At 68.5% G+C, this 22,258-nt stretch carries 17 protein-coding genes, 1 tRNA gene and 1 pseudogene; 12 read left to right on the top strand and 7 right to left on the bottom strand.

Features of this window, described 5'->3' with window-relative positions:
• Positions 1 to 140 precede the first annotated feature (140 nt).
• Entirely contained in the window at positions 141 to 1,313 is a 1,173-nt protein-coding gene (locus tag D620_RS0106960) for a glycosyltransferase family 4 protein (RefSeq protein WP_017665078.1), read from the top strand.
• 150 nt (positions 1,314 to 1,463) lie between these two features.
• On the opposite strand, the gene D620_RS0106955 is transcribed toward D620_RS0106960, so the two are convergent.
• Positions 1,464 to 1,898, bottom strand: coding sequence for a hypothetical protein (locus D620_RS0106955; RefSeq protein WP_026092014.1), 435 nt, complete (start codon positions 1,896 to 1,898; stop codon positions 1,464 to 1,466).
• 87 nt (positions 1,899 to 1,985) lie between these two features.
• Positions 1,986 to 2,660, bottom strand: a complete 675-nt coding sequence (locus D620_RS0106950) for a PadR family transcriptional regulator (protein ID WP_017665076.1) — start codon at positions 2,658 to 2,660, stop codon at positions 1,986 to 1,988.
• A 118-nt stretch (positions 2,661 to 2,778) separates the two neighbouring features.
• On the opposite strand from D620_RS0106950, the gene D620_RS0106945 reads away from it, so the two are divergent.
• The 8 genes from D620_RS0106945 to D620_RS0106910 all read left to right on the top strand — a co-directional run bounded on the left by D620_RS0106945 (position 2,779) and on the right by D620_RS0106910 (position 8,821).
• On the top strand, positions 2,779 to 4,086 hold the full coding sequence (locus D620_RS0106945; RefSeq protein WP_017665075.1) for a replication-associated recombination protein A: 1,308 nt from the start codon (positions 2,779 to 2,781) through the stop codon (positions 4,084 to 4,086).
• The gene (locus D620_RS0106940; protein ID WP_017665074.1) at positions 4,083 to 4,397 is read left to right on the top strand and encodes a hypothetical protein; all 315 of its coding nucleotides are present in this window, start codon (positions 4,083 to 4,085) and stop codon (positions 4,395 to 4,397) included. The genes D620_RS0106945 and D620_RS0106940 overlap by 4 nt, the downstream gene beginning before the upstream one ends.
• Positions 4,397 to 5,167, top strand: coding sequence for a hypothetical protein (locus tag D620_RS0106935; protein ID WP_017665073.1), 771 nt, complete (start codon positions 4,397 to 4,399; stop codon positions 5,165 to 5,167). Before D620_RS0106940 ends, D620_RS0106935 begins: the two co-directional genes overlap by 1 nt.
• Entirely contained in the window at positions 5,164 to 6,051 is an 888-nt protein-coding gene (locus D620_RS0106930) for a hypothetical protein (protein WP_017665072.1), read from the top strand. The genes D620_RS0106935 and D620_RS0106930 overlap by 4 nt, the downstream gene beginning before the upstream one ends.
• Before the next feature lie 28 nt (positions 6,052 to 6,079).
• Positions 6,080 to 6,155, top strand: a tRNA-Thr gene (locus D620_RS0106925).
• A 161-nt stretch (positions 6,156 to 6,316) separates the two neighbouring features.
• Positions 6,317 to 6,865 carry a pseudouridine synthase gene (locus D620_RS0106920; RefSeq protein ID WP_017665071.1) on the top strand — a complete coding sequence of 183 codons (549 nt, stop codon included), beginning with the start codon at positions 6,317 to 6,319 and terminating at the stop codon, positions 6,863 to 6,865.
• Positions 6,862 to 7,731 (top strand): 23S rRNA (adenine(2030)-N(6))-methyltransferase RlmJ, encoded by an 870-nt coding sequence (locus tag D620_RS0106915; RefSeq protein ID WP_017665070.1) that lies wholly within the window; start codon positions 6,862 to 6,864, stop codon positions 7,729 to 7,731. The genes D620_RS0106920 and D620_RS0106915 overlap by 4 nt, the downstream gene beginning before the upstream one ends.
• A gap of 4 nt (positions 7,732 to 7,735) precedes the next feature.
• Positions 7,736 to 8,821, top strand: a complete 1,086-nt coding sequence (locus D620_RS0106910) for an MBL fold metallo-hydrolase (protein WP_017665069.1) — start codon at positions 7,736 to 7,738, stop codon at positions 8,819 to 8,821.
• Between the two features lie 3 nt (positions 8,822 to 8,824).
• Here the strand turns inward: D620_RS0106910 and D620_RS0106905 are convergent, their stop codons facing one another.
• From D620_RS0106905 to D620_RS16365, 4 genes are all read right to left on the bottom strand, one after another.
• Positions 8,825 to 9,751, bottom strand: coding sequence for an acetyl-CoA carboxylase carboxyltransferase subunit alpha (locus D620_RS0106905; RefSeq protein ID WP_017665068.1), 927 nt, complete (start codon positions 9,749 to 9,751; stop codon positions 8,825 to 8,827).
• A gap of 16 nt (positions 9,752 to 9,767) precedes the next feature.
• The gene (locus tag D620_RS0106900; protein WP_017665067.1) at positions 9,768 to 13,466 is read right to left on the bottom strand and encodes an SDR family NAD(P)-dependent oxidoreductase; all 3,699 of its coding nucleotides are present in this window, start codon (positions 13,464 to 13,466) and stop codon (positions 9,768 to 9,770) included.
• A gap of 105 nt (positions 13,467 to 13,571) precedes the next feature.
• Positions 13,572 to 19,136, bottom strand: coding sequence for an AMP-binding protein (locus tag D620_RS0106895; RefSeq protein ID WP_324603061.1), 5,565 nt, complete (start codon positions 19,134 to 19,136; stop codon positions 13,572 to 13,574).
• Positions 19,137 to 19,369: 233 nt separating this feature from the next.
• Positions 19,370 to 19,771 carry a hypothetical protein gene (locus tag D620_RS16365; RefSeq protein ID WP_017665065.1) on the bottom strand — a complete coding sequence of 134 codons (402 nt, stop codon included), beginning with the start codon at positions 19,769 to 19,771 and terminating at the stop codon, positions 19,370 to 19,372.
• On the opposite strand from D620_RS16365, the gene D620_RS16360 reads away from it, so the two are divergent.
• Positions 19,752 to 20,648: a putative bifunctional diguanylate cyclase/phosphodiesterase gene (locus tag D620_RS16360; protein WP_155800063.1), complete on the top strand. Its 897-nt coding sequence runs from the start codon at positions 19,752 to 19,754 to the stop codon at positions 20,646 to 20,648. The two genes, D620_RS16365 and D620_RS16360, sit on opposite strands and share 20 nt — an antisense overlap.
• Positions 20,649 to 20,689: 41 nt before the next feature.
• A complete protein-coding gene (locus D620_RS16355; protein ID WP_026092009.1) occupies positions 20,690 to 21,349 on the top strand; it encodes an EAL domain-containing protein in 660 nt (219 codons plus the stop codon).
• 9 nt (positions 21,350 to 21,358) lie between these two features.
• Here the strand turns inward: D620_RS16355 and queF are convergent, their stop codons facing one another.
• Entirely contained in the window at positions 21,359 to 21,826 is a 468-nt protein-coding gene (gene queF, locus D620_RS0106875) for a preQ(1) synthase (RefSeq protein ID WP_017665064.1), read from the bottom strand.
• 163 nt (positions 21,827 to 21,989) lie between these two features.
• Here queF and D620_RS0106870 point away from each other — a divergent pair.
• Positions 21,990 to 22,258 (top strand): annotated as a pseudogene (locus D620_RS0106870) (hypothetical protein); the annotation flags it as partial.

Genomic DNA, 22,258 nt, shown 5'->3' with positions numbered 1-22,258 from the left:
TTAGAGGCAGGCCGTGACAAGTCAATGAAGAAAGGGGCTGCGACCGCGCTTGAGCCCACGTCCCACGGCAAGCACGGCGAGCGACCGGCGCCACACTCCCTCTCGCAATATCGCGCGGCCTCGCCTAATGGGGCGGCGCCATGGACATTTCCGATCTGCGCATTGCCCTGTTCAGCGGCAACTACAACTACACCCGCGACGGGGCCAACCAGGCGTTGAACCGCCTCGTCGGCTCGCTGCTCGCCAAGGGCGCCAAGGTGCGGGTCTATTCGCCCAAGGTCGCCAACCCCGATTTCGCCCCGACCGGCGATCTCGTCGGCCTGCCCAATGTGCCGATGCCGGTGCGGGGCCGCGGCGAATACCGCTTGCCGACCGGGCTCGGCGCCGCAGTGCGGCGCGATCTGGAGGCCTTCGCGCCCGATATCGTCCACCTCTCCTCGCCCGATCCGGCCGCCCATGCCGCGCTGCGCTGGGCGCGGGCGCGCGGCCTGCCGGTGCTCGCCAGCGTCCACACCCGCTTCGAGACCTATCCGCGCTACTACAACATGGCGTTCCTCGAACCGCTGATCGTCAAGGGGCTGAAGCGCTTCTACAACCGCTGCGATGCGCTGGTCGCGCCCTCGCAGTCGATGATCGACGAGCTTGCCGCGATGGGAATGCACACCCGCATCGGGCTGTGGAGCCGGGGGGTGGACCGCACGATCTTCTCGAGCGCGCGCCGCGATCCCGAATGGCGCCGCAGCCTCGGCCTTGGCGATGATGACGTCGCGATCGTGTTCCTCGGCCGGCTGGTGATGGAAAAGGGCCTCGATGTCTTTGCCGAAACCGCCGCGCGGCTGCGCGAGGCGGGCGCGGCCCACAAGGTGCTGGTGATCGGCGATGGCCCTGCGCGCGGCTGGTTCGAGACCAACCTGCCCGGCGGCATCTTCGCCGGCTTCAAGACCGGCGAGGCCTTGGGCCAGGCGCTCGCGAGCGGGGATGTGTTCTTCAACCCGAGCGTGACCGAGACTTTCGGCAACGTCACTCTCGAGGCGATGGCGAGCGGGCTGCCGGTGGTCGCCGCCGGCGCAACCGGCAGCGCGAGCCTCGTGGCTGACGGGGTGACGGGCCGGCTGGTCGCGCCCTCGGACAGCAAGACCGCCGATGCGGCAGCATTCGCCGCGGCGCTCGCGCCCTATTGCAGCGACCGCTCCCTGCGCGCCGCGCACGGCAGCGCGGGCGAGACGCGGGCCTGCGAATATTCGTGGGAAGCGATCAACGCCGTGGTCGCCGAGACCTATGTCCGGCTGGTCGAGGAACGGCGAAAGGCGTAGTTTGTCGCCCTACCGCTCCGCTCCTTGAGGGCGTGTTTGTCGCCCTACCGCTCCGCTCCTTGAGGGCGTGTTTTTCGCCCTACCGCTCCGCTACTTGAGGGCGTGTTTGTCGCCCTACCGCTCCGCTACTTGAGGGCGGCGCGCGCCTGATTATCGCAGCACGCCCTTGCCCGCCATCGCGCGGGCATAGAACAGCAGGAACAGCGTCACCGCCCAGATCGCGATATCGAGCGCGGGGGCCTGCATTGCGGCGGGCACATCGAGCACGACGTAATTGCCCAGCGTCGTCCCGATCAGCCCGACCAGCGCCACGCCCATCGCCCCCGCCGCCCATTGCGAGCGCGCCAGCAGCAGCACCGATCCGGCAAAGGCACCCCACACGCCCAGCGCCCAGAAGGCGCCGATCCATGCCGGATAGCTCTCCATGAAGGCGATCTGTTCGGGGGTGAGACCCATCTGCTCGAGCATCCCGAGCTTGGTCGTCAGATAGCTGACGATGCCCATCGCGTTGAACAGCAGGGTCACCACCCCCACCACCCACAGATGCCACGGCGTGGCGATGCGGCTTGCAGAAACATCAGTCACGGGCTTCCCCTCCCCCATCCGCTGCGACCCGGACGGGGAAGAGAATATGCCTTGATTGCATGCGCTGCAACAGCGCATCCCGTCAGGTCACAGGCGCTCGATGCGCTTGGCCATCTCGTCGATCATGTCGACGATCTCGTTGATGGTGCGCTCGTCGAGCTTGCCTGCCCGCGCGCGGTTCTTGAGCACGCTGCCGAGGTTGCCCATCGCGCGGAACACATCGTGCGAGCGCACGGTGGTGGTGCGTTCGCCGTGGCGGCCGAGGCGGCGCATCAGGCTCTCGACCTCGTCCTTGCGGTTGTCGAGCTCGGCGTGGCCCTCGGCCGTCGCGGCGAAGGGCTTTTTCGCACCCTCGGCCTCGGCTTCCTCGATCGCGCCTTCGTCTTCGAGAAGCTGGAGCGTCGGGTAGACCGCGCCCGGGCTCGGGGCGTAATCGCCGCCGGTCATTTCCTCGATCGCCTTGATCAGTTCATAACCGTGCGAGGGGTTCTCGGCGATCAGCGCGAGCAGTGCGAGGCGCAGTTCGCCCTGCGCAAACATCCGCCCGCGGCGGCCGCGGCGGCCACGGTAGCCCTCCGGCCCGCCGTCTTCGCCTTCAGCCTCGCGGCCGCGCGGAAAATCCTCGTCGAAGCGCGCGCGCATCTTGAAGCCGGGGCCGCCAAAACCGGTGTTTCCGTTCATTGCCCCGTTCATGGCCATCGTCGCCATTGCTTCGGCGAGTTTTTCCCAGCCGCCACCGCGGCCATACCGGTTCCAGGTCATATCATTCCTCCTCGCCTCTATCAGCGATACGTTTAAGATATATCTTAGACCTATCTTTACAAGAGCCGCGCAGGCGGGTGGTTTCCTTTTCCGCCCGGCAGCCTATCACGTCCGACCAATGGCTGACCTGTTCGGACAAGACGCCCCCGAGGCCCCGCGCGACATTGCGAGCGACGACGCGCCGCTCGCCGACCGGCTGCGCCCGCAGACCCTGGCCGAAGTGGTCGGGCAGGAGCACCTCACCGGCGGCGCGATCGGACGGATGGTGGCGGCGGGCCGCCTGTCGAGCATGATCCTGTGGGGCCCGCCCGGCACCGGCAAGACCTCGATCGCGCGCCTGCTCGCAGATAGCGTGGGGATGCGCTATGCCGCGATCAGCGCGGTCTTCTCGGGCGTTGCCGACTTGAAGCAGGCCTTCGCCGAGGCCGAGAAGATGGCCAGGGCCGGCCGCAAGACGCTGCTGTTCGTGGACGAGATCCACCGCTTCAACCGCGCGCAGCAGGACGGCTTCCTCCCCTATGTCGAGCGCGGCGTGGTGACGCTGGTGGGGGCGACCACAGAAAATCCGAGCTTTGCCCTCAACGCGGCGCTCCTCAGCCGTGCGCAGGTGCTGGTGCTGAACCGGCTGGACGAGAGCGCGCTGGCCGCCCTGCTGGCCAAGGCCGAAGACCTCGAAGGCCCCCTCCCCCTCGACCCCGAAGCGCGCGCCGCGCTGATCGCGCAAGCCGATGGCGACGGGCGCTTCCTGCTGGGACAGGCCGAGACCCTGTATGCGGCCGGGCTCGCGGCGCCGCTCGATCCACCCGCGCTCGGCCAGTTCCTCCAGCGCCGTGTCGCTGTCTACGACAAGGACCGCGACGGGCACTACAACCTTATCTCGGCGCTCCACAAATCGGTGCGCGGCAGCGATCCTCAGGCGGCGCTCTACTGGCTGGCGCGGATGCTGGTGGCGGGCGAGGAGCCGCTGTTCCTCGCGCGGCGGCTGGTGCGCATGGCGGTGGAGGATATCGGCATGGCCGATCCGCAGGCCCTGCCCCAATGCATGGCGGCGATGGAGGCCTACCGCTTCCTCGGCAGCCCCGAGGGGGAACTGGCGCTGGTGCAGGCCTGCCTCTATCTTGCCACCGCCCCCAAGTCGAACGCCGCCTATCTGGCGCAGAAGGCCGCATGGAAGGCGGCGAAGGAAACCGGCAGCCTGATGCCGCCGATGAACATCGTGAACCCGGCAACCGGCCTCATGGAGAGCCTCGGCTACGGCAAGGGCTACACCTACGACCACGACACGCCTGAGGGCTTTTCGGGCGACAATTACTGGCCCGAAGGCATGGCGCCGGAAACCTTTTACGCGCCCGTCGAGCGCGGCTTCGAACGCGAGGTGAGGAAGCGCCTCGATTACTGGGACAAGCTGCGGGGCGAGCGCGGATGAGCGGCGCGCTGGACAGCAGGGAGGCGGCGCGCGATTTCGCGCTCACCCTGCCGGGGACCGTGCTGGCAAAAAGCTACGGCAAGCCCGCGGTGAAGGGGGCGGCCTCCTTCGTGCTCCACATCGACATCGCCGCCGCCGAGATGCTGATGGCGACCGGCCCTGCGACCTTCTGGCAGACCCCGCATTACGAGAGCTACGGCGCGGTGCTGGTGCGCTTTGCCAGCCCCGATCCCGAGCGGGTGCAGGACACGATCCGGCAGGCCCACGCGCCGGCATCGACATTGCCGGCGGTGCCGAGGTGCAAGCGGTGATGAAGCGGTTTGCCCCGGTCCTCGCCCTCGCGGTGCTGGGCCTGTCCGGATGCAAGGAAGAGCCAGCCGCGCCTCCGGTCAATGCGGCAGCAGCCCCGCCCGCACGAAGCGCCGCCGCCGGACCCGATATCGCCCGCTGTGATGCGCAACATGTGCATCATCCCAATGCGCCGCTGTCTGCCGACCCGGTTGCCATCCCCAAGGCTTTCCGCGGCATCGTAAAGGCCAGCGCGCTCGAACTCGCGCTGCTCACTCAGGCGGGCACGACCATCTGCGAAAACCACGTCGGAACCTACGCCGTCACCGACATGGCATGGCTGCGCGAGGATCGCCTGCTTGGCTGGGCGTGGGAGGCTTACGAGGCAACCGGCTACTCGATCTTCGATCGCGCCGGCGAGGGCACGGCGATCGAAACGGGGGTCAGGCCGGTGTTCTCGCCGGGCGGGACGCGCCTTGCCGCCGTCGAATTCCCGGACTTCGGGGCGCTCGGCGGCTTCGCCGTGTGGGAAGTGCGCGCCGAGGGCACTGTGCAAATCGGCGGTGGGACAACCCAGCGCCAAGGAGTAGGCGAGGATGTCGTCTTTGTCGAGCCTGCCGTCTTCACGGACCGGATCGGTGACTGGTCAGTCGTCGGCTGGAAGGGCGAATCCTGCGTCACCATCGCCTTCGACGGTCAGGAACTGAGCCCGGAGGCCTTCGCGTCCGGCCAGAGCACCTTCCACGCCGCGGAAAGCGCAAGCTGGCGGATCGCGCCCGGCCCCTGCCCGTGACACCCCGCTTCGCGCAGTTCCTCGCGGTCGACTGGTCGGGTGCCAAGGGGCCTCGCCAGAAGGGGATCGCCGTGGCGGTGGCCAATGTCGAGGGAGGCCCTCCGGCCTTGCTCGCCCCGCCCGATCCGCGCGGCTGGGCGAGAGCCGAGGTGTTGGCGCTGCTCGCGGGGCTGAAGGTGCCGACCCTCATCGGCCTCGATCTCGGGATCTCGCTGCCTCACGCGGACGCAGATGCCTTTTTCCCCGGCTGGGACGCCTCGCCCGCCGACGCGCGCGCGCTGTGGGCGCTGATCGACGCGCTGTGCGCGGATGACCCGCACCTCGAGGCCGGCGGGTTCCTCGCCCATCCCGAGGCCGCGCGCTATTTCCGCCACGGCGCGGGGGCGACCGGCGACCGCTTCCTCCTGCCTGGCGCGGCCACCCGCGAGGGCCGCTTCCGTATCGCCGAACACGCCCAGCGCCAGCAGGGCGTGCGGCCGGTGAGCAATTTCAACCTCGTGGGCGCAGCGCAGGTCGGCAAGTCGAGCCTCACGGGGATGCGCATGCTCCACCGCCTCGGGCCGCGTCTGCCGGTCTGGCCGGTCGATCCGCTTCCGCAAGAAGGCTCGGTGGTGACCGAGATCTACACCTCGATGGCCGCCCGCCTCGGCGGGGTGACAGGGACGGCAACCAAGGTGCGAAGCTACGCGGCGCTGGGCGATGCGCTCGGCGCGCTGGGATCGCCCCCCGTCGCCGGCACGGGCGCGATCGACGACCATTCCTCCGACGCGCTCCTCACCGCGGCGTGGCTGCGCCGGGTGCACACCATCGGCGAACTGTGGCACCCCAAGGCCCTCACCCCGCAGATCGCCTGCACCGAAGGGTGGACTTTCGGCGCGCTCTAGGATTAAGGCCTGCCCCCTGACGCCATGTGCCGGCTTAGCTCAGTTGGTAGAGCAGTTGATTTGTAATCATCAGGTCGTTGGTTCGATTCCGACAGCCGGCACCATCGTTTGTGTGCAGGATACCGCAGAAGCTCAGGAAAGCGTGGATTTTCTGCGCGCCGCTCTGGGGGCTTCGAGAGACGCTAAATATTCTGAAAACCTGACATTTCCGTCTTCAGTCTCGCGACATTTAGACATCGCCGCGATCCGCGGTTATGGGCGCGCGATGGCCCGGCTGCTCCTGTTCAACAAACCCTTCGGCGTGCTCTCGCAATTCACCGACCGCAACGCGCCCGCCGGGCGCGCGACGCTGTCGGACTTCATCGCGGTGCCCGGCGTCTATCCGGCCGGGCGGCTTGACCGGGATAGCGAGGGGCTGCTGCTGCTGACCGACGATGGCAGGCTACAGGCACGCATCGCCGAACCGCGCTTCAAGCTGCCCAAGACCTATCTCGTGCAGGTCGAGGGCGATCCCCAGGACGCCGCGCTCGAGCCGCTGCGCAAGGGGGTGCGGCTGAAGGACGGCATGACCCTTCCCGCCGGTGTCGCCCGCATCGATCCGCCGGACCTGTGGCCGCGCGATCCGCCGATCCGCGTGCGCAAGTCCGTGCCCGACAGCTGGCTGCGGATCACGATCCGCGAAGGGCGCAACCGGCAGGTGCGGCGCATGACCGCAGCGGTCGGCCTGCCGACCTTGCGGCTGGTGCGCTGGTCGGTGGGCGACTGGACGCTCGCCGGGATCATGCCGGGGGCCTTCGCGCAAATCGCGGCATGAACTACCGCCACTCCTTCCATGCCGGCAACAGCGCGGACGTGGTCAAGCACGCCCTGCTGATCGCGCTGGTCCGCGCGCTCCAGCTCAAGGACAGCGCGCTGACGCTGATCGATACCCACGCGGGCTGCGGGCTCTACGATCTCGCGGGCGAGGAGGCCGGGCGCACCGGCGAGGCGGCCGGCGGCGTGCTGCGCGCCTGTGCCGCTGCCGACCCGCTGCTCGATGACTACCGCGCCGCCGTGCGCGCCGTGAACGAGGGCGCCGAACCGCGGTTCTATCCCGGCAGTCCGCGCTTCCTCGCCGGGCTCCTGCGCCCGCAGGACAGCCTGATCCTCAACGAGAAGCACCCCGAGGACGCCGGCGCCTTGCGCGCCGCGATGCGCGGGACGCCCGCCGCCATTCACCAGCGCGATGCCTACGAGCTGTGGCTGGCGATGCTTCCGACCCGCACCCCGCGCGGGCTGGTGGTGGTCGATCCGCCCTACGAGCAGACCGACGAGCGCGCCCGCATCACCGCCACCCTCGCTGCCGCACAGCGCAAGTGGGCGCACGGCGTGACGGTGATATGGTATCCGCTCAAGGACCGCGCCGCCCATGCGCGCTGGAAGGACAAGCTCGGCCGGATCGGGGCGCCCAAGCTCCTCAATGTCGAGCACTGGCTTTACGATGACGACCAGCCGGGCATCTACAACGGCGCGGGGCTGTTCATCGTCAATCCGCCCTATGCCTTCACGCAAGGCCTGCCGCCGCTGCTCGAGGCGCTGCGCGCAAGCCTTGCGCCAGAGGGCCATAAAGGCAAGATCACGGCCGACTGGCTGGACACCGCGGCAAGCGCGCCGCGCACGGCCCGGCCCCGGGGGAGATGACATCATGCGCCGCAAAGCCCACATCCTGCTTGCCGTTCTCGGCCTCGCCGCAATCGGCGCCGGGGTCTTCAAGCTCTTCGAGCGGCCGATCGCGATGCATCTCGCCGGGCGGGTGATCGATGCCAATGTCGGCACCGATCCCAGCGCCGCCCTCCCCGACGGCCTCCACGCCTATCTGTGCGGCACAGGCTCGCCGATGGCCGATGCGCGCCGCGCGGGCGCCTGCATCGCGGTGATCGCGGGCGAGACGAAGCTGATCTTCGATGTGGGGTCGGGGAGCATGCGGGTGCTCGGGCGGATGGGCTTTCCGGTGGGCAAGACCGAGCGCCTGTTCCTCACCCACCTCCATTCCGACCACTTCGATGGCCTCGGCGAGCTGATGGTGCAGAGCTGGGTGCAGGGCGCGCGGCACACGCCGCTGCCGGTCTCGGGACCGCCGGGGACCATCGGTGTCGCGGATGGCTTCAACCGCGCCTATGCGCTCGACGCGAGCTACCGCACCGCGCACCACGGCCGCGACATCGCCGATCTGGCCGGCGCAGGGCTGGCCCCGCAGGAAATCGTCATTCCGCCCGGCACCGATAGCGTGGTGGTGCTGAGGAAGGGCGCGCTCACTGTCACCGCGATCCGCGTCAGCCACGATCCGGCCAAGGACGCCTATGGCTACCGCATCGACTACAAGGGACGCGCAATCGCGATCAGCGGCGATACCGCCTTCGACCCGCGCCTTGCCCGCGCCGCCAAGGGCGTCGATGTGCTGTTCCACGAGGCGCTCGACCGCAAGCTGGTCGGCCGGATGCGCGAGGCGGCGCAGCGCAACGGTTCCGCGCCGATCGCCAAGGTGATGGCCGATATCCCGGGCTATCACGCCAGCCCCGTCGAAGCTGCCAAAGTCGCCAGGATGGCGGATGCGCGGATGCTGGTCTTCTACCACACCATCCCGCCGATCCCCTTCGCGATGGTGGAGAGCGTGTTCCTCGAGGGCACCGGAGAGGAATATGGCGGCCAGATCCGCATCAGCCGCGATGGCGACCGGATCAGCCTGCCCGCCGGGGGGACCGCGATCGATTACGCGAACGTGCTGTTCTGAGGCTCAGGCGAGCCTGAGGAAAAACTCCTCGCGCTCGCGGCGCAGCTCTGCGGGCGTCAGCGCGGCCAGCGTATCGAGCTCCGAGCGCAGCGCCAGCGTCAGGCGCTTCACCGTCTCGCCATGATCGCGGTGCGCGCCGCCGCGCGGTTCGTAGACAATGCGGTGGATCACCCCCAGTTTGAGCAGATCGCCCGCCGTCACCCGCATCGCCTCGGCAGCGGTCGCCGCCTGGGCGCTGCTGCGCCACAGGATCGAGGCGCAGCCTTCGGGCGAGATCACCGAATAGACCGCATGTTCGAACATCAGCACGCGGTTGGCCGCCGCGAGCGCCACTGCCCCGCCCGATCCGCCCTCGCCGATGATGACCGCGACCAGCGGCACGCCCAGGGCAAGGCAGGCTTCGGTCGAACGGGCGATGGCCTCGGCCTGTCCGCGCGCCTCGGCGTCGACCCCGGGGAAGGCCCCGGGGGTATCGACCAGCGTCACCACGGGCAGGCCGAAACGATCGGCCAGTTCCATCAGCCGGATCGCCTTGCGGTAGCCCTCGGGCCGGGCCATGCCGAAATTGTGCTTGAGGCGCCCCGGCGTGTCCTCGCCCTTGACGTGGCCGATCACCATCACCTTGCGGCCTTCAAAGCGCGCAAAGCCGCCGATGATCGCCTGATCGTCCCCGAAGGTGCGATCCCCCGCGATGGAGAGGAACGCGCTGAACAGCCCGGCCACCAGCTTCTCGAAACGCGGCCGCTGCGGATGCCGGGCCACCAGCGTGCGCTCCCACGGGGAGAGGCGCGCATAGGTATCGGCGAGCAGCTTGTCCGCCCGCTCGCGCAGCATCCGCGCCTCCTCGGTGCCCTCGGCATGGGCGGAAAGCTCCGCCACATGCCGGTCGAGCGCCTCGATCGGCTTTTCGAAGGGCAGGTACTGGATCATCCCCCCGATGCTCGGCTCAGACCGTCATCGACATGCCGCGGTAGATCCGCGCACGGTAGCGCGAATCCTCGGCATCGGGCAGCGGCGCGCCGACCAGCAGCACCGCGCGGGCGAACCGGCGGACCTCTTCGAGATGCTCATCGAGATCGCGCGGCTCTTCCGATTGCACGCGGCGCGTGAGGTTGATCTGGTTGACCGGCACATCATGCACCAGCCGCTCGTTCTCCACGGCGAGCGTGGCGGTGAAGGCGTGGAGCGTGGTCTTGATGAAATTCGCGAGCGCGAAGGCCGGGGACTTGTCGCCCATCGCCACGTCGGGGCTGGTCAGCACCAGTTGGCAATCATCATACAGAGACGCGCGGCGCGAGACGCGGAAGTGGTGGGTGAGGTTGTCGGCCACCACGGTGCGGAACTCCTCCGGCGTCAGCGGATCGTCCGCGCCGAACAGCTTGCCGGGCAGCGCCGACATCGGGGTCGAAAGGATCGTCGTCGGCTTGCCCCACAAGGTCAGCGCCTCGTCCATCGCGGCTTCGATGTCGGCGGACTTGACCAGCGAGGTCAGCGCCTCGGCGGTCTCGGGTTCGAGCTGCGCCTTGACCGCCTCGAAGGCTTCGGTGCTGCGGGTGACCAGCACGACATTGGCGACATGGCAATCCTCGATGAAGGCGCGCGCGGTTTCGGCGAGGTAATCGGCCAAGTGCTCGCCGATGATCCACACCGTTTTCCCGCGCATCTGGTCGAGCCGTTCCTGCTTGGGGCTGCCGAACAGCTCGCGCTCGGTGGTCGAGCGTTCGACCGAGAGCCCGCCCGAGGGCATGAAGGTCTCGCCCGAGACGGCGCGGTCGGCAAGGAAGAACACCGTCGCCTGCGCCACGTCATGCTCGGTCGGCATCTTGCCGAGGTAGAGCTTCGAGAGGACCCCAGTGCCGACCTTGCCCGCCTCCACCGCGATCTTGTCGGCGGGGAGGAAGGGCGCATCCTCGGGCGGTACGCGCAGCAGCCAGTCGGCATCGCTTTCGGGCGTGGCGGGCCGCTCGGACCATTCGGGCGCATCGAGGAACAGACCCGCCTGGCGCAGGCGGCCGATCAGTGCCGCCGCGATGGCGGGGGTGAGCAGATACTGGTCCCAGGAGCAGGCGCCATCGCCCTCGCGCGCGCAGGCCAGCGCCAGTTCGCGCAGCTCGTGCGGGTTGTTGGTGTCATGGCTCATCTTGACGGTGTCATTGCGCGCGAGCCGCGCCAGCACCGCCTCGACCCGCACCCCGCGCCGGATCGCCTTGATCGCCGCGGCGTGGACGGCGTTGAGGCGCTTGTTTTCGAGGATCAGCTTGCCGCGCCGCTCGAACAGCCCGGGCTTGCCGCCGGTGCCCGACAGGCGATCACCATCCACGGGGCCCGGCGCGATCGCGTTGAACTGCACCTCGGGTCCCAGATAGCGCGCCATGCTCTCGACCATCGCGCGCTGCCCGGCTTTGGACACGGCATAGTCAGCGCGGTTGGGATAGGCGACCGCGAGATATTTCTCCCCGCCGAAATAGGACGAGACGTTGAGGATGTAACCCGATCCTTGCGCCTTCATCAGCGGGGCGACGTGGTGCATCAGGAAGTAGTTCGACACGAGGTTGGCATCGAGCGTGTAGTTCCAGGCGTCGACCCCCATGTCGACGACCATGTCCTCAGCGCCGGCAACGCCTGCGTTGTTGATGAGGTAATCGATCCGTCCGAAGGCCTTGAGGGTGGCGTCGACCGCGCCCTTCAGGCTCTCGAAATTGCTGACATCGACATTGGCGAGGGTCTGCACCCGCCGCTCGACCCCGGCGAAACCGATGTCCTCCAGTTCGGAGACGATCCTGGCGCGCGCGACCGCAAGCTCACTCTCGCGCCGGGCGACCATCATCACCTTGCCGCCCGCCAATGCGAGCAAACGCGCGACCTGACCGCCGATCCCGGCCGAACCGCCGGTGATCAGCGCGACCTTGCCCAGATGCAGCCCGGTGATATTCTCGGAGAAGCCCGGCATGGCCTTGCGCGCCCCCGTCGCCTCGCCGATATTGGCGGGGACATAGAGCGTGATCTCGCCGAGCTTGCTTTCCTTCAGCAGAATGCGCGCGGCGTGGCCGGCGGTGAAGCGGATGTTCTCGCCTTCGGTGTTGGTGAAGCGGACGATCTGGTTGCCCCACTCGGCCTGCCGGCGGCGGCCATGGGCGGTGTCGATCTCGCTCTCGTCGCGCCAGATGCGGATCAGCTGTTCGGTCGCGGCGCGCAGGATGTGGCCGTAGATGTCGCCCTTGCCGTCGCTCTTGTGGCTGACGAAGACGAAGCGCGGCGGCTGGAGCAGGTTGTCGTGGCGCTTCCAGTAGCGGCTCATGGTGCGCGCGAGCGCCAGGTTGCCGGCGAGTTCGGCATCCATCAGCGCCTCGACGACCGAGTCGTCGGCAGCAGTGATCGCGCCCGACAACTCGCCCGCACCCAGCGCCGGCAGGAACAGTGCGCCGCTGACGGGCGTCCCGCGCGCGGTGTAATCCTCGAGCGCGGCTTCCATCGCTGCGGGATCCTTGCGGCTGAACCGGATGATCGCGAGCTTGTCGGAGAGGCCGAGCGCGGCGCAGCGCTTCTCGGCGATGGCCACATCGGCCGCGCGCGGCAGGCCGAGCACGACCTCGGCCCCGCAGGCCAGCTGCACCTGCGCGATTTCGAGCGCCTCCTCCCAGTCGTCCCCCGCCGCGACCAGCACGGCAAGGCCGGTGCCGTCCATCGAGCGCATCGTCGGGCGCGCAAGGTAGGTCGAGCGCTGTTCCTTGCGCACGCTCATCCCGTGGGTGACCTCGAAATCGTGCCCATTATAGGCCGCGCTCTCGTCCGAGCCGAGAAAGACGCAGGTGGTGGCGATGTCGGTCGGCGTCGGGAAGGTCTTGGCCTTGTCGTTGCCGCCCGTGGCCCGTTCGAGGCTCATCATGTCGAAAAACTGCGTCGCGGTGGTGCCCGCCTCATCGCCGCGTGCCTTGTCCATGGCGGCAAAGACGTTGCGGATGCGCTCGCTCTCGATCGGGCCGGGATAGACGAGGTTGACGCGGATGCCCTTCGGCCCGAGTTCCAGCGAGAGTTCGCGGCTCCACGCGTTCATCGCCGCCTTGGGGACGACATAGGCGGCGCGAGCGTAATAGGGCGTGCGGCTGAAGATGGTCGAAACGTTGATGATCGAGCCGCCCTCGGGGATGTGCTCGGCTGCGACCCGCGCGACGTTCCAGGCGACGCCGAAGATGTTGCGCAGCGCGTCGCCCACGGTCTCGCTGTCGGTGCTGCCGGTCTTCTGGAGCGCGGCGAGTTCCTCGGCCGAAAGCGGCAGGTTCTCGATCGGTTGCTTCGGCCCGGCGCTCCCGGCGTTGTTTACCAGAATGTCGATCCGCCCGAACTGCCCCACCACCTCGGCAATCGCGGCGCGCACCGATGCGATATCGCCGCCATCAAGCGCCACCGTGGCGAGCCGCGCGGGATCGGCCCCGGTCACCTTGAGGAGCGCCTCGGCCGCTGCCCCGGTGCGATCGGGGGTGCGCCCCGTCATCACCACGGTTGCGCCTTCGGCAAGGTAGTGGGTGACGATATGTCCGCCCAGATTGCCGGCAGCACCGGTGACGACGGCAATCTTGCCTGCCAGACGGCCCGGAACATCGCCCTGCAAGGCGGGCGCAGCGGCGGCGGCTTTCGATTTGGCCATAAGCTCTCTCCTCACAGAATTACCGCGAAGCCGCGCTTCGCTTTGCGTTTCGTTCATTCTCTGGGGAGGAGAGGGAAGAACGTTTCAAGAAATGCAATGCGTGAGCTAGCTGCCCGGTTCCCCGGCGGATTGTGCAGCAGCCCACGCCTCCAGCAGCGCGTCGCGGCTTCTGAGGCCCAGTTCGGGCAGCGCGTGGTTGACGACATAGGTCGATCCGGTGTGCCGGTTGTCCCACATCGCCTGATGCGCTTGCGGCAGGCCGTCCCACGGCACCACCTCGGGCTCGGTCACTTCGAGCAGGCCCGCCGCGATCATGTCGTTCATCCGCGCGACCTCGTAGGCGTTGCACAGGTGCGTGCCGAAGAGCTGCGCGGTGGGCATGTAGATGCGGCGCTGGCGGGTCCAGACCTGCGGGGCATAGAAGGTGAACCGGCACCCCGAGAGATCCTCGGCGAAGATCACGCGGCCGGTGAAGGGCTTGACCAGCGAGGTCGAGATGCCGAGCGTGTCCTGCCCGGCCCGCTCGAACACCAGGTCGGGGCTGCCGCGCGGGTTGTCGGGCGATCGCAGGATCTTGCCCACCGCCGAGCCGAAGGGCTTCATCACCCGGTCCTGATAGTCGCGCACCGCCGCCTTGAAGACCTCGATATCGGCCTTGGCATCGGGCAGGCGCGGCATGGTCTCGGGCCAGTGGAAATTCGCGCCTTCGCGCCGGCGGATGGATTCGAGGCTCACGATCCCCTCGATCGCATCCTCCAGCCCCAGCGATTGCAGGAATTCGCGCTGGCCATCGGTGGTGGTGGCAATCACCGAGCGGGCGTTGAAGCGCCGCGCGGCCTCGATCATTTCGAGCCCGGTCTCATCGAGCAGCTCGGAGGAACCGGGACCGTAGAAGATCAGCACCGCCTCGCCGCCCCTCAGAGCCGCGCGCCGCAGCATTTCTTCGGGGCTGGCCGTGCCCGGCTTGCCCATGAAGCTGAAGTGGTAGCCGGAGGAAGCGCCATAGAAGGCGAGCGTGCCCCCTTCGGCGAGCAGCTGGAAGCTGCGCGGGAAGGCGGTCTCGCCCGCATGGCTGACGACGTAATCGGCAAGCTTGCCGCCATTCAGCGCCTTGTATGCCTCGATCAGCGGCGCGCCTGCCGCTTCCCACGCCTGTGCCTCGCCCTTGTCTTCGGGCACCACGGTGTAGAGGTCGGCCAGCGCCGCATCCTTGCGGTTGATCGCCCCCACCGCGCCCTGCACCTGCGTGATGAAGGCGGCGCGTTCCCCGGAGGATACCAGCCCCGTCACCTGCAAGCCGGTCCGCACCGACGAGCGCAGGGCATCAAGCCCCGTCCCCGTCGCCGCGCCCTCGACAAACAGCGTCCGGCCCGGTGCGATCTGCAAGGTCGTGAACAGGCAGCGCGCAATCGTGCCGAGGTTCAGCACATAGCTCCCCGCCTGCTCCAGCGTGAGGTCGGGCGGAACCTTGTGCATCTGCGGGGCCTGCACGGTCAGGAACTGCGCGTGGCTGCCGGTTTCCGTCTCGTAGCCCTGGATCGAGAAATCCGCATACATCGGGTCATTGCCGACCAACGGGCTGAGCAGGTCATTGGTGCCCGAATAGACCGTCACCAGATCGCCGACCTTGATCCGCGCCTGCGCGCGCGTCTCCGAGCCCAGCGCCGCAACCAGCGCGATGCCGCCCGATCCGGTGATCTGCACGTCTTCCTCGTGCGCATCGAAGGGCGAGACGGGGATGCCGGTCAGCGCCCAGATGTCGTTGAAGTTGACCTCGCTGGTCAACATGTAGAGCAGCGCCTCGTTGGGCGCGGGTTCGGGCGTCTTGACGATCAGCTCCTTCTCATGGCTCGCGGGCGGGCCGAAGCGGGGCTGGCCGGTGTCGGGATCGCGGGCGATGCCGAAGGCATATTGGTGACGCGGGATCGGGGTCACGCCGGGATAGAACGGCGCTCCTACGGGAAGCAGCTCGCCTGCCGCTTCCAACGCCCGGGCACGCATCTCGTGCTCTGCGTCGATCCACACGCCATCGCGCCGCACGGGAAGCGGGGGCGCGACCTTGTCCATGAACTGGCGGATGCCGGTCTTGCCCCCTTCAGGGTCGACGATGGCTTCGGAGAACAGCCGCGCCTCGCGCTGCGTCCCTTGCGTGATGCCATGTTCAAGGCCGGTGCGCACAGCGTCGAGCGCCCGCGCGCCCGCGACATCGCGGCCCGCCCAGGCAAGCTGCCTCAGGATGCGCTGGAGGAAATCGTCCTCCAGCACCGCATCGAGGCTGACATCGGACGCAGCTTCCCAGCGCACGGTTGCCGCCTGCCGCTCGGCGAAGGCGAAGCCCAATGCGCTGCCCGGGCCGTACTTCACGAAGTCCCGCACGGCCGCATGGGCGGCCGAAAGCGCATCCTCGGCGCCGTCGACCAGCTGATCGACCACGCCGATCGCGGCAGCCTGTTCTGCCGTGATGCTCCGCCCGCCGAGGATCAGATCGAGCGCATCGCGCAGGCCCTCTTCCCCGCGCCGGTCGGCGAGCAGGCGCGGCAGGCGCTGCGTGCCGCCATAGCCGGGCAGCAGGCGCAGGCGGATTTCGGGCTGGCCGAAGCGTGCCACGGGTTCGGCGATGCGGTAATGGCAGGCGAGCGCGAACTCCATGCCGCCGCCCAGCGCCACGCCCTGCACCGCCGCGACGCAGGGCTTGTTCATGCTCTCGATGGTGCGGAACGCGAGGTGCGCGTTGTTGGGGAGCACCATCGCTTCTTCGGCCGTGTGGATTTCCTCGAGCATCTGGCGGATGTCCGCCCCCGCGACGAAGGACGATGTCCCCTCTCCGGTGAACACCACCGCGACGACGCTGTCATCGCGCGCGAGGGTGGAGGTGACCAGCACCAGCTCGTCGATCGCGCGCTCATTGAGAGCGTTGACCGGCGGGTTGGTGACGGTGACCGTCGCGACCTGCTTGCCGGGGGCCACCATATTGTATTGCACGAGGAAATAGCGGTGCCGGTCGAACAGTGCCTGCTCGTCGCTCATGCGCTGCTTGCGCTGCCAATCGGCGATGACGGTGCTGAGCTCGTCCAGCGCCTCGGGGTTGCGCAGGGTCGTGACGTCGCCCACGTCCTCGCCCACCACCAGCGCGCGGACCATGCGGCGCATGTATTTGCCGCTGCGGGTTTCGGGAAACTGGCTGACCTCGATGAAGTCCGCCGGCACCGCCACCGCACCTTTCTCGGTGCGCACGAGGTCGAACAGGCGGCGCTTGTCCTCATGGGTCAGCTTGCGGCCTGCGACGGGCACGACGAAGGCGAGCGGGGTCAGCCCCTTCTCGCGGTGCGGGGCGCCGACCACCAGCACGTTGCCGACCGGCGAATCGGGGGCCAGCGCCTTGTCGCGCAGCACCGCGCCTTCGATTTCCTCGGTGCCCATGCGGTGGCCCGAGACGTTGATGACATCGTCAGAGCGGCCGTGGAGCGAGAATGAGCCATCGGCATGCCGGATCGCGAAATCGCCCTGGGTATAGGCCCATGCGCCCTTCCAGCGCCGCCAGTAGCCCTCCTCCCAGCGCGCCGCATCGCCGCGCCAGGCGGGATCGACGCGGCCATCTTCGACCGTGAAGCCCGCGATATCGCCCCAGATGGTGCGCGCGAGGTAGGGATAGGGCGCGGCGATGACGATTTCGCCCTTTTCGCCCACATCGGCCTTGCGCCACGGCACGCCGCCATCATCGGCGCGCGCGAAGGGGGCAGGTGCGCCGGCGCCCGCCTCGTCCTCGACCCACACATCACCCGCAATCCACGGCAGCGGATAGGCGTGGGCATCGGGGCGCAGGGGGAAATCGTCATTGGCGAACATGTGCGTCCACGCGATCCCGCCGTGTTCGGTCGCCCAGTAGGAATTGATGTAGCGCGGCGTGACATGCTCCATCCCGAAGGCCTGCACGCTGGGGCTGACCGGTTCGGCGCAGAAGGTCGCCACGCGCAGCCCGCTCATGTCGTAGCGTTCCACCTCGGCAAGGTTGGCCGGGTCGGACATGATCGCCTTCAAGAAGGTCACCCCGGCCTTGAAGATGCGCACATCGTGCCGCTCGATCATCGAGGCGAAGCGGCCCGCATGGGGGAACACCGGCGAGCCTTCGGAGACAAGGCTCGTCACCCGCGTCATCAAGGGCGCGCAAATGAGATAGCTCTGGCCGGTGATCCAGCCCGGATCGGCGACCACGAACAGCGTATCGCCGGGCCGCGCATCGAAGCTTGCCGCCATCGTCTCGGCAACGCCAGCGGCATAGCCGTGCGAATGGACGATCCCCTTGGGCTTGCCGGTCGAGCCCGAGGTGTAGATGAAGAACATCGGATAGTCGGCATCGACGGGCACGGGCTTCGACGAGGCCCAGATCGCCCGGACGAAATCGGCGCCCTCAAGCGCCAGCAGATCGCCCTCCGACTGCACGGCAAAGCCCGCCGCGCGGGCCTTCTCCAGCACCGTTGCCAAGGCGGCGTCGGTCAGTTCGTGGCTCCAGCGGTCACGCTCCTCGCGCCAGATCATGTCGGGCTGGTGCGTGTGGCGGCACACGATCACCGCTTCCACGCGCGGCGGCAGGGTGACAAGGCTCGAGGCGATCGCGATCCGCACCCGCGCGGCATCGGCGCTGGTGATGCGCCCGTCCGCGCCGAGGTTGATGAGCGCCCGGCCCACGCCGCGCATCACGTCCGAACGGTCAACCGTGATCTCTCCGGCAAGCGCCTCGCGCACGGTTTCGAGGATCGTTTCATGCCCGCCGTCCGGCAGGCCCAGATCGAGCCCGCCGAGGATCGCCAGCGCGGTCGTGACCGGCACGAAATTGTCGAGCGCAGGATCGGTATAGGCGTTCTTGAAGGCGGCGACCTGGGCGTTGCGGTAGCTGCCGTCGGAGGTGACGATCACCCGCGCGCCGGTATCGGCGATGCGGTCCGACAGGGTCTTGTCGGAAAAACCGCCGAACACCGCCGTATAGACCACACCCATGCGCTTGGCGGCCTCGGTCCAGGTGATCTGCGGCACGATGCTCGGCATGTTCAGCGCCATGCGGTCGCCCGGCTTGAGGCCGAGCGCTTCCAGCGCGACGGCGCACTTGGCGACTTCCAGCAGCAATTGCTTGCGGGTGACGGTGAAGCAGTCGATCGGCGCGCCCTTGCCGCCGTTCGCGCTCATGTCCCAGCGATCGCCCTCGAACACCAGTGCGGTTTCATCGCCGTGGCCGGCGAGCACATGGCGGTCAAGCTCGGAGAAGGCGGCATTGGTGCGCCCGCCCACGAACCAGCGCCAGTGGGGCGGGTTGGAGCCGTCGAAACCGGTGTGCCAGGGGGTGAAGCCCGAAGGCAGCGCAGGCGAGACCGGCGCACCGCTCGCCGCGTCCCAGCCGTGCCAGCCACCATCGGTCCCGCGCGCGAGCCACGCTCCCGCCGGCCCGCCGGCTTCGGCCACGAACCAGTGCATGTTGCGACCCGCGATCTCGCCATGGAAGGCGCCCGGATCGGCGAGCGCGGCGGCGCGCATCGTCTCCCAGTCAGCGCGGGTACGAACGGGATTGGTCAGCGCCTCGGGCGGGCTTGCCAGCAGAGTATCGACGGAAATGACACCACCCCCTTGCCATGCACAATACTGGCGGCGCGATCCCGAACGCCGGCGGTCATGCAGCAAAATTACACAGTGCAGCGCGCTGCGCGAAACTTTATGCCGCGCGCGCCTCACCAGCCGACAACGGTCTTTCAGGTAAAGGGTTCCGCGCCCTTTACCGCTGCGCTGCCTCGGTCTGGCGCGCTCCGCAGGGGGCCGCGCGGGGGGGGGGTAACGCTTTCTCAATCTCGACCGGCTTAAGGTAGGTAACGGTTGCCTAACCATGAATGACGCCACAGCAAGGACGAGGTATGCCGCTAGGCTTTCGCAAGACCCTGCGCGAATCCAGAAACGCCGCGCCCGCGAAGCGCGCGGCGAAGGGCGGCATCGCGCCCAATCGTACCGTGGTGCTGGGTGAGGTCGAGGAACTCGGCATCGGCATGTTCTGGGCGACCGACGCCGAGGACAACCTCACCTTCCTCTCGCAGCGCGCGCTCGCCGATCTTGGCGCGGGGGCCGGGGACCTGATCGGCAAGCCCCTCGTGCGCGTCTTCAACGATATCGAGGAGGAGGCCGGTGCCCCCACCCAGCGCAGCCTCGCCTTCAAGCTCAAGGCGCGCTCCAAGCTCGACGAGCAGATCGTCGCCGTGCCCGACGCGCGCGGCAGCACCCGCTGGTGGCGCCTGAACGGTCGCCCCCCTGCTCGATGGGCAAGGCAATTTCCAGGGCTATCGCGGCAGCGCGGTCGATATCTCGGCGCAATATGCCTACGAAACGCAGGTCGCGCGGCAATCGCAGGTCGACGAACTGACCGGGCTCGCCAACCGCCGCAAGCTGGGCGAGCGGCTCTCGGCGATGCTCGCCGCGTTCCGCGTCAGCCAGCGCTCCTGCGCGCTGATGATGCTCGATCTCGACCGCTTCAAACAGGTCAACGACACGATGGGCCACCCGGCGGGCGACGAGCTGCTCAAGCAGGTCGCCCGGCGCCTCACTTCGATCGTCGGCAACCATGGCGAGGTCGGACGCCTGGGCGGCGACGAATTCCAGGTGCTGCTGCCCGACCTGGACGACCGCGGCACGCTGGGCGAGCTGGCCAACCGCATCGTGCAATCGGTCAGTCAGCCCTACCAGATCAACGGGCGGCGTGCGATCATCGGCACTTCGGTGGGCGTCGCGGTCGCGCCTTATGACGGGGTGGAGGCCGACGAGCTGACCCGCTCGGCCGACATGGCGCTCTATTCCGCCAAGGAGACCCGCGGCGGCACCTTCTGCTTTTTCACCAGCGAACTGCGCGATGCGGCCTCGAAGACCGCGATGCTCGGCGACCGCCTGCGCGATGCGGTCGACAAGGGCGAGCTGATGCTGGCCTACCAGCCGCTGGTCGATCCGGTCTCCAACGAGGTCAAGTGCTTCGAGGCGCTGCTGCGCTGGCACGACAGCGAAGAGGGCGACATCAGCCCGGCGCAGTTCATTCCCGTCGCCGAGAACGACGACCTCATCGTGCGCATCGGCGAGGCTGCGCTGAAGCAGGCCTGCATCGACGCGCTGGCCTGGCCCGAGACGATCCGCGTCGCGGTCAACGTCTCGGCCATCTGAAGCACGGGCACTTCGACAAGATCAAGATCGACCAGAGCTTCGTGCGCGGCTGCACCGAGAACGGCGACATCAACCCCGCGATCATCGCCGCCATCGTCGCGCTCGCCAAGGCGCTGGGGATGGAGACGGTCGCCGAGGGCGTCGAGGCGATGGACGAGCTGGCGCTGGTCAAGGAGCGCGGCGCGGACCTCGTGCAGGGCTTCATCTACTCCAAGCCGATCACCCAGGGCGAGGTGCTCGCCCAGTTCGCCGAGGGCTCGGGCGTGTTCCGCCCCAGCGGCCCGCCGCGCCACCGTGCCGAGCGCATCACCATCTTCCGCAAGGTCGGGCTGATCCACGAGGACCACTACTACGACGTGATCCTCAGGAACCTCTCCAAGACCGGCGCGCGCATCAACGGGCTTGCCGGCGTGCCGGTCGGGACCGACGTGGTGCTTGATCTGGGCCACGGGCAGCTGGTGGTCAGCAAGGTCGTCAACGCCACCGAGAACAGCCAGGGTCTGAAGTTCGAGACGTCGCTGATCTCGGACGGGAGCGGCGGGTTCATGACCCGCCACCGCATCTCGCCCTACTCGCTGGCCGAGGCCGGCATCCCGCTGGCGGCGCTGGGTGCAGGCGCCTTCCCACTCGCCAAGTGGCGTGAGGCCAACAAGTCGATCCCCAAGTTCGTCCAGCTCGAACTGAGCGCGCCCGGGCTCTAGCGCTCCGCTCTAGCCGCGTCCGCGGTAGGAGGGCACGCCCTGATCGGGCAGCCACAGGCCCTCGGGCGGCGCGCCGGACTGCCAGAACACGTCGATCGGGATCCCGCCGCGCGGATACCAGTAGCCGCCGATGCGCAGCCATTGCGGGCGCATCTCCTCGAACAGGCGCACCCCGATCCCCACCGTCACATCCTCGTGGAAGCCGTTGTGGTTGCGGAACGAGCCGAGGAACAGCTTGAGGCTCTTGCTCTCGACGATGGTCTCGCCCGGCACGTAGTCGATCACCAGATGCGCGAAGTCGGGCTGGTCCGTCACCGGGCACAGCGAGGTGAACTCGGGCGAGACGAACCGCACCAGATAGGTCAGCCCCGCGCGCGGGTTGGGGACGTAGTCGAGCACCGCCTCCTCCGGCGAGGCGGGCAGCGGCGTGTCGCGGCCGAGGAACCGGGGAGCCGCAGAGGGGGGTGTGCTTTCCATGCCGCGCTGTTGCCCCGTTCCGTCCGGCCGTGCAAGGCCGGAACTGGACGAGCGCCTCGCAGCCTGCCTAAGGAGAGACAGCGCGGGTTCACCGGAGCCCGCGCATGGCTTGCCCCCCGCACTGCCCCGCCCGCTCAACCGCTCCGCCAAAGCCCGCCGCGCCATGACCCGTCCGCCCTTCTGTCCTGCCCACGCCCGCGCCGCTGCCGCGTCGCTGCTGGCCGTGTTCCTGACGCTGGCCGCCGCGCCCTCGGCAGCGCAGCAGACCTTCAGCCTGCCGCCCGCGCGCCCCTCGCCGACCCCGGCACCGGCCGGCCCTGCCGACGAGCGCGCCGGCATCGCCATCCCGCCCCGCGCCGTTCCCGCAGCGCGCCCCACCCCCGCGCCGAGCGGCGCACCGAGCCCGGCTCCGGTCCGGCCACTCGCGCTGCC

This window comes from Porphyrobacter sp. AAP82 (genome assembly GCF_000331285.1).
Lineage (GTDB): Bacteria > Pseudomonadota > Alphaproteobacteria > Sphingomonadales > Sphingomonadaceae > Erythrobacter.
This window is presented reverse-complemented; position numbering and strand designations above follow the sequence as displayed.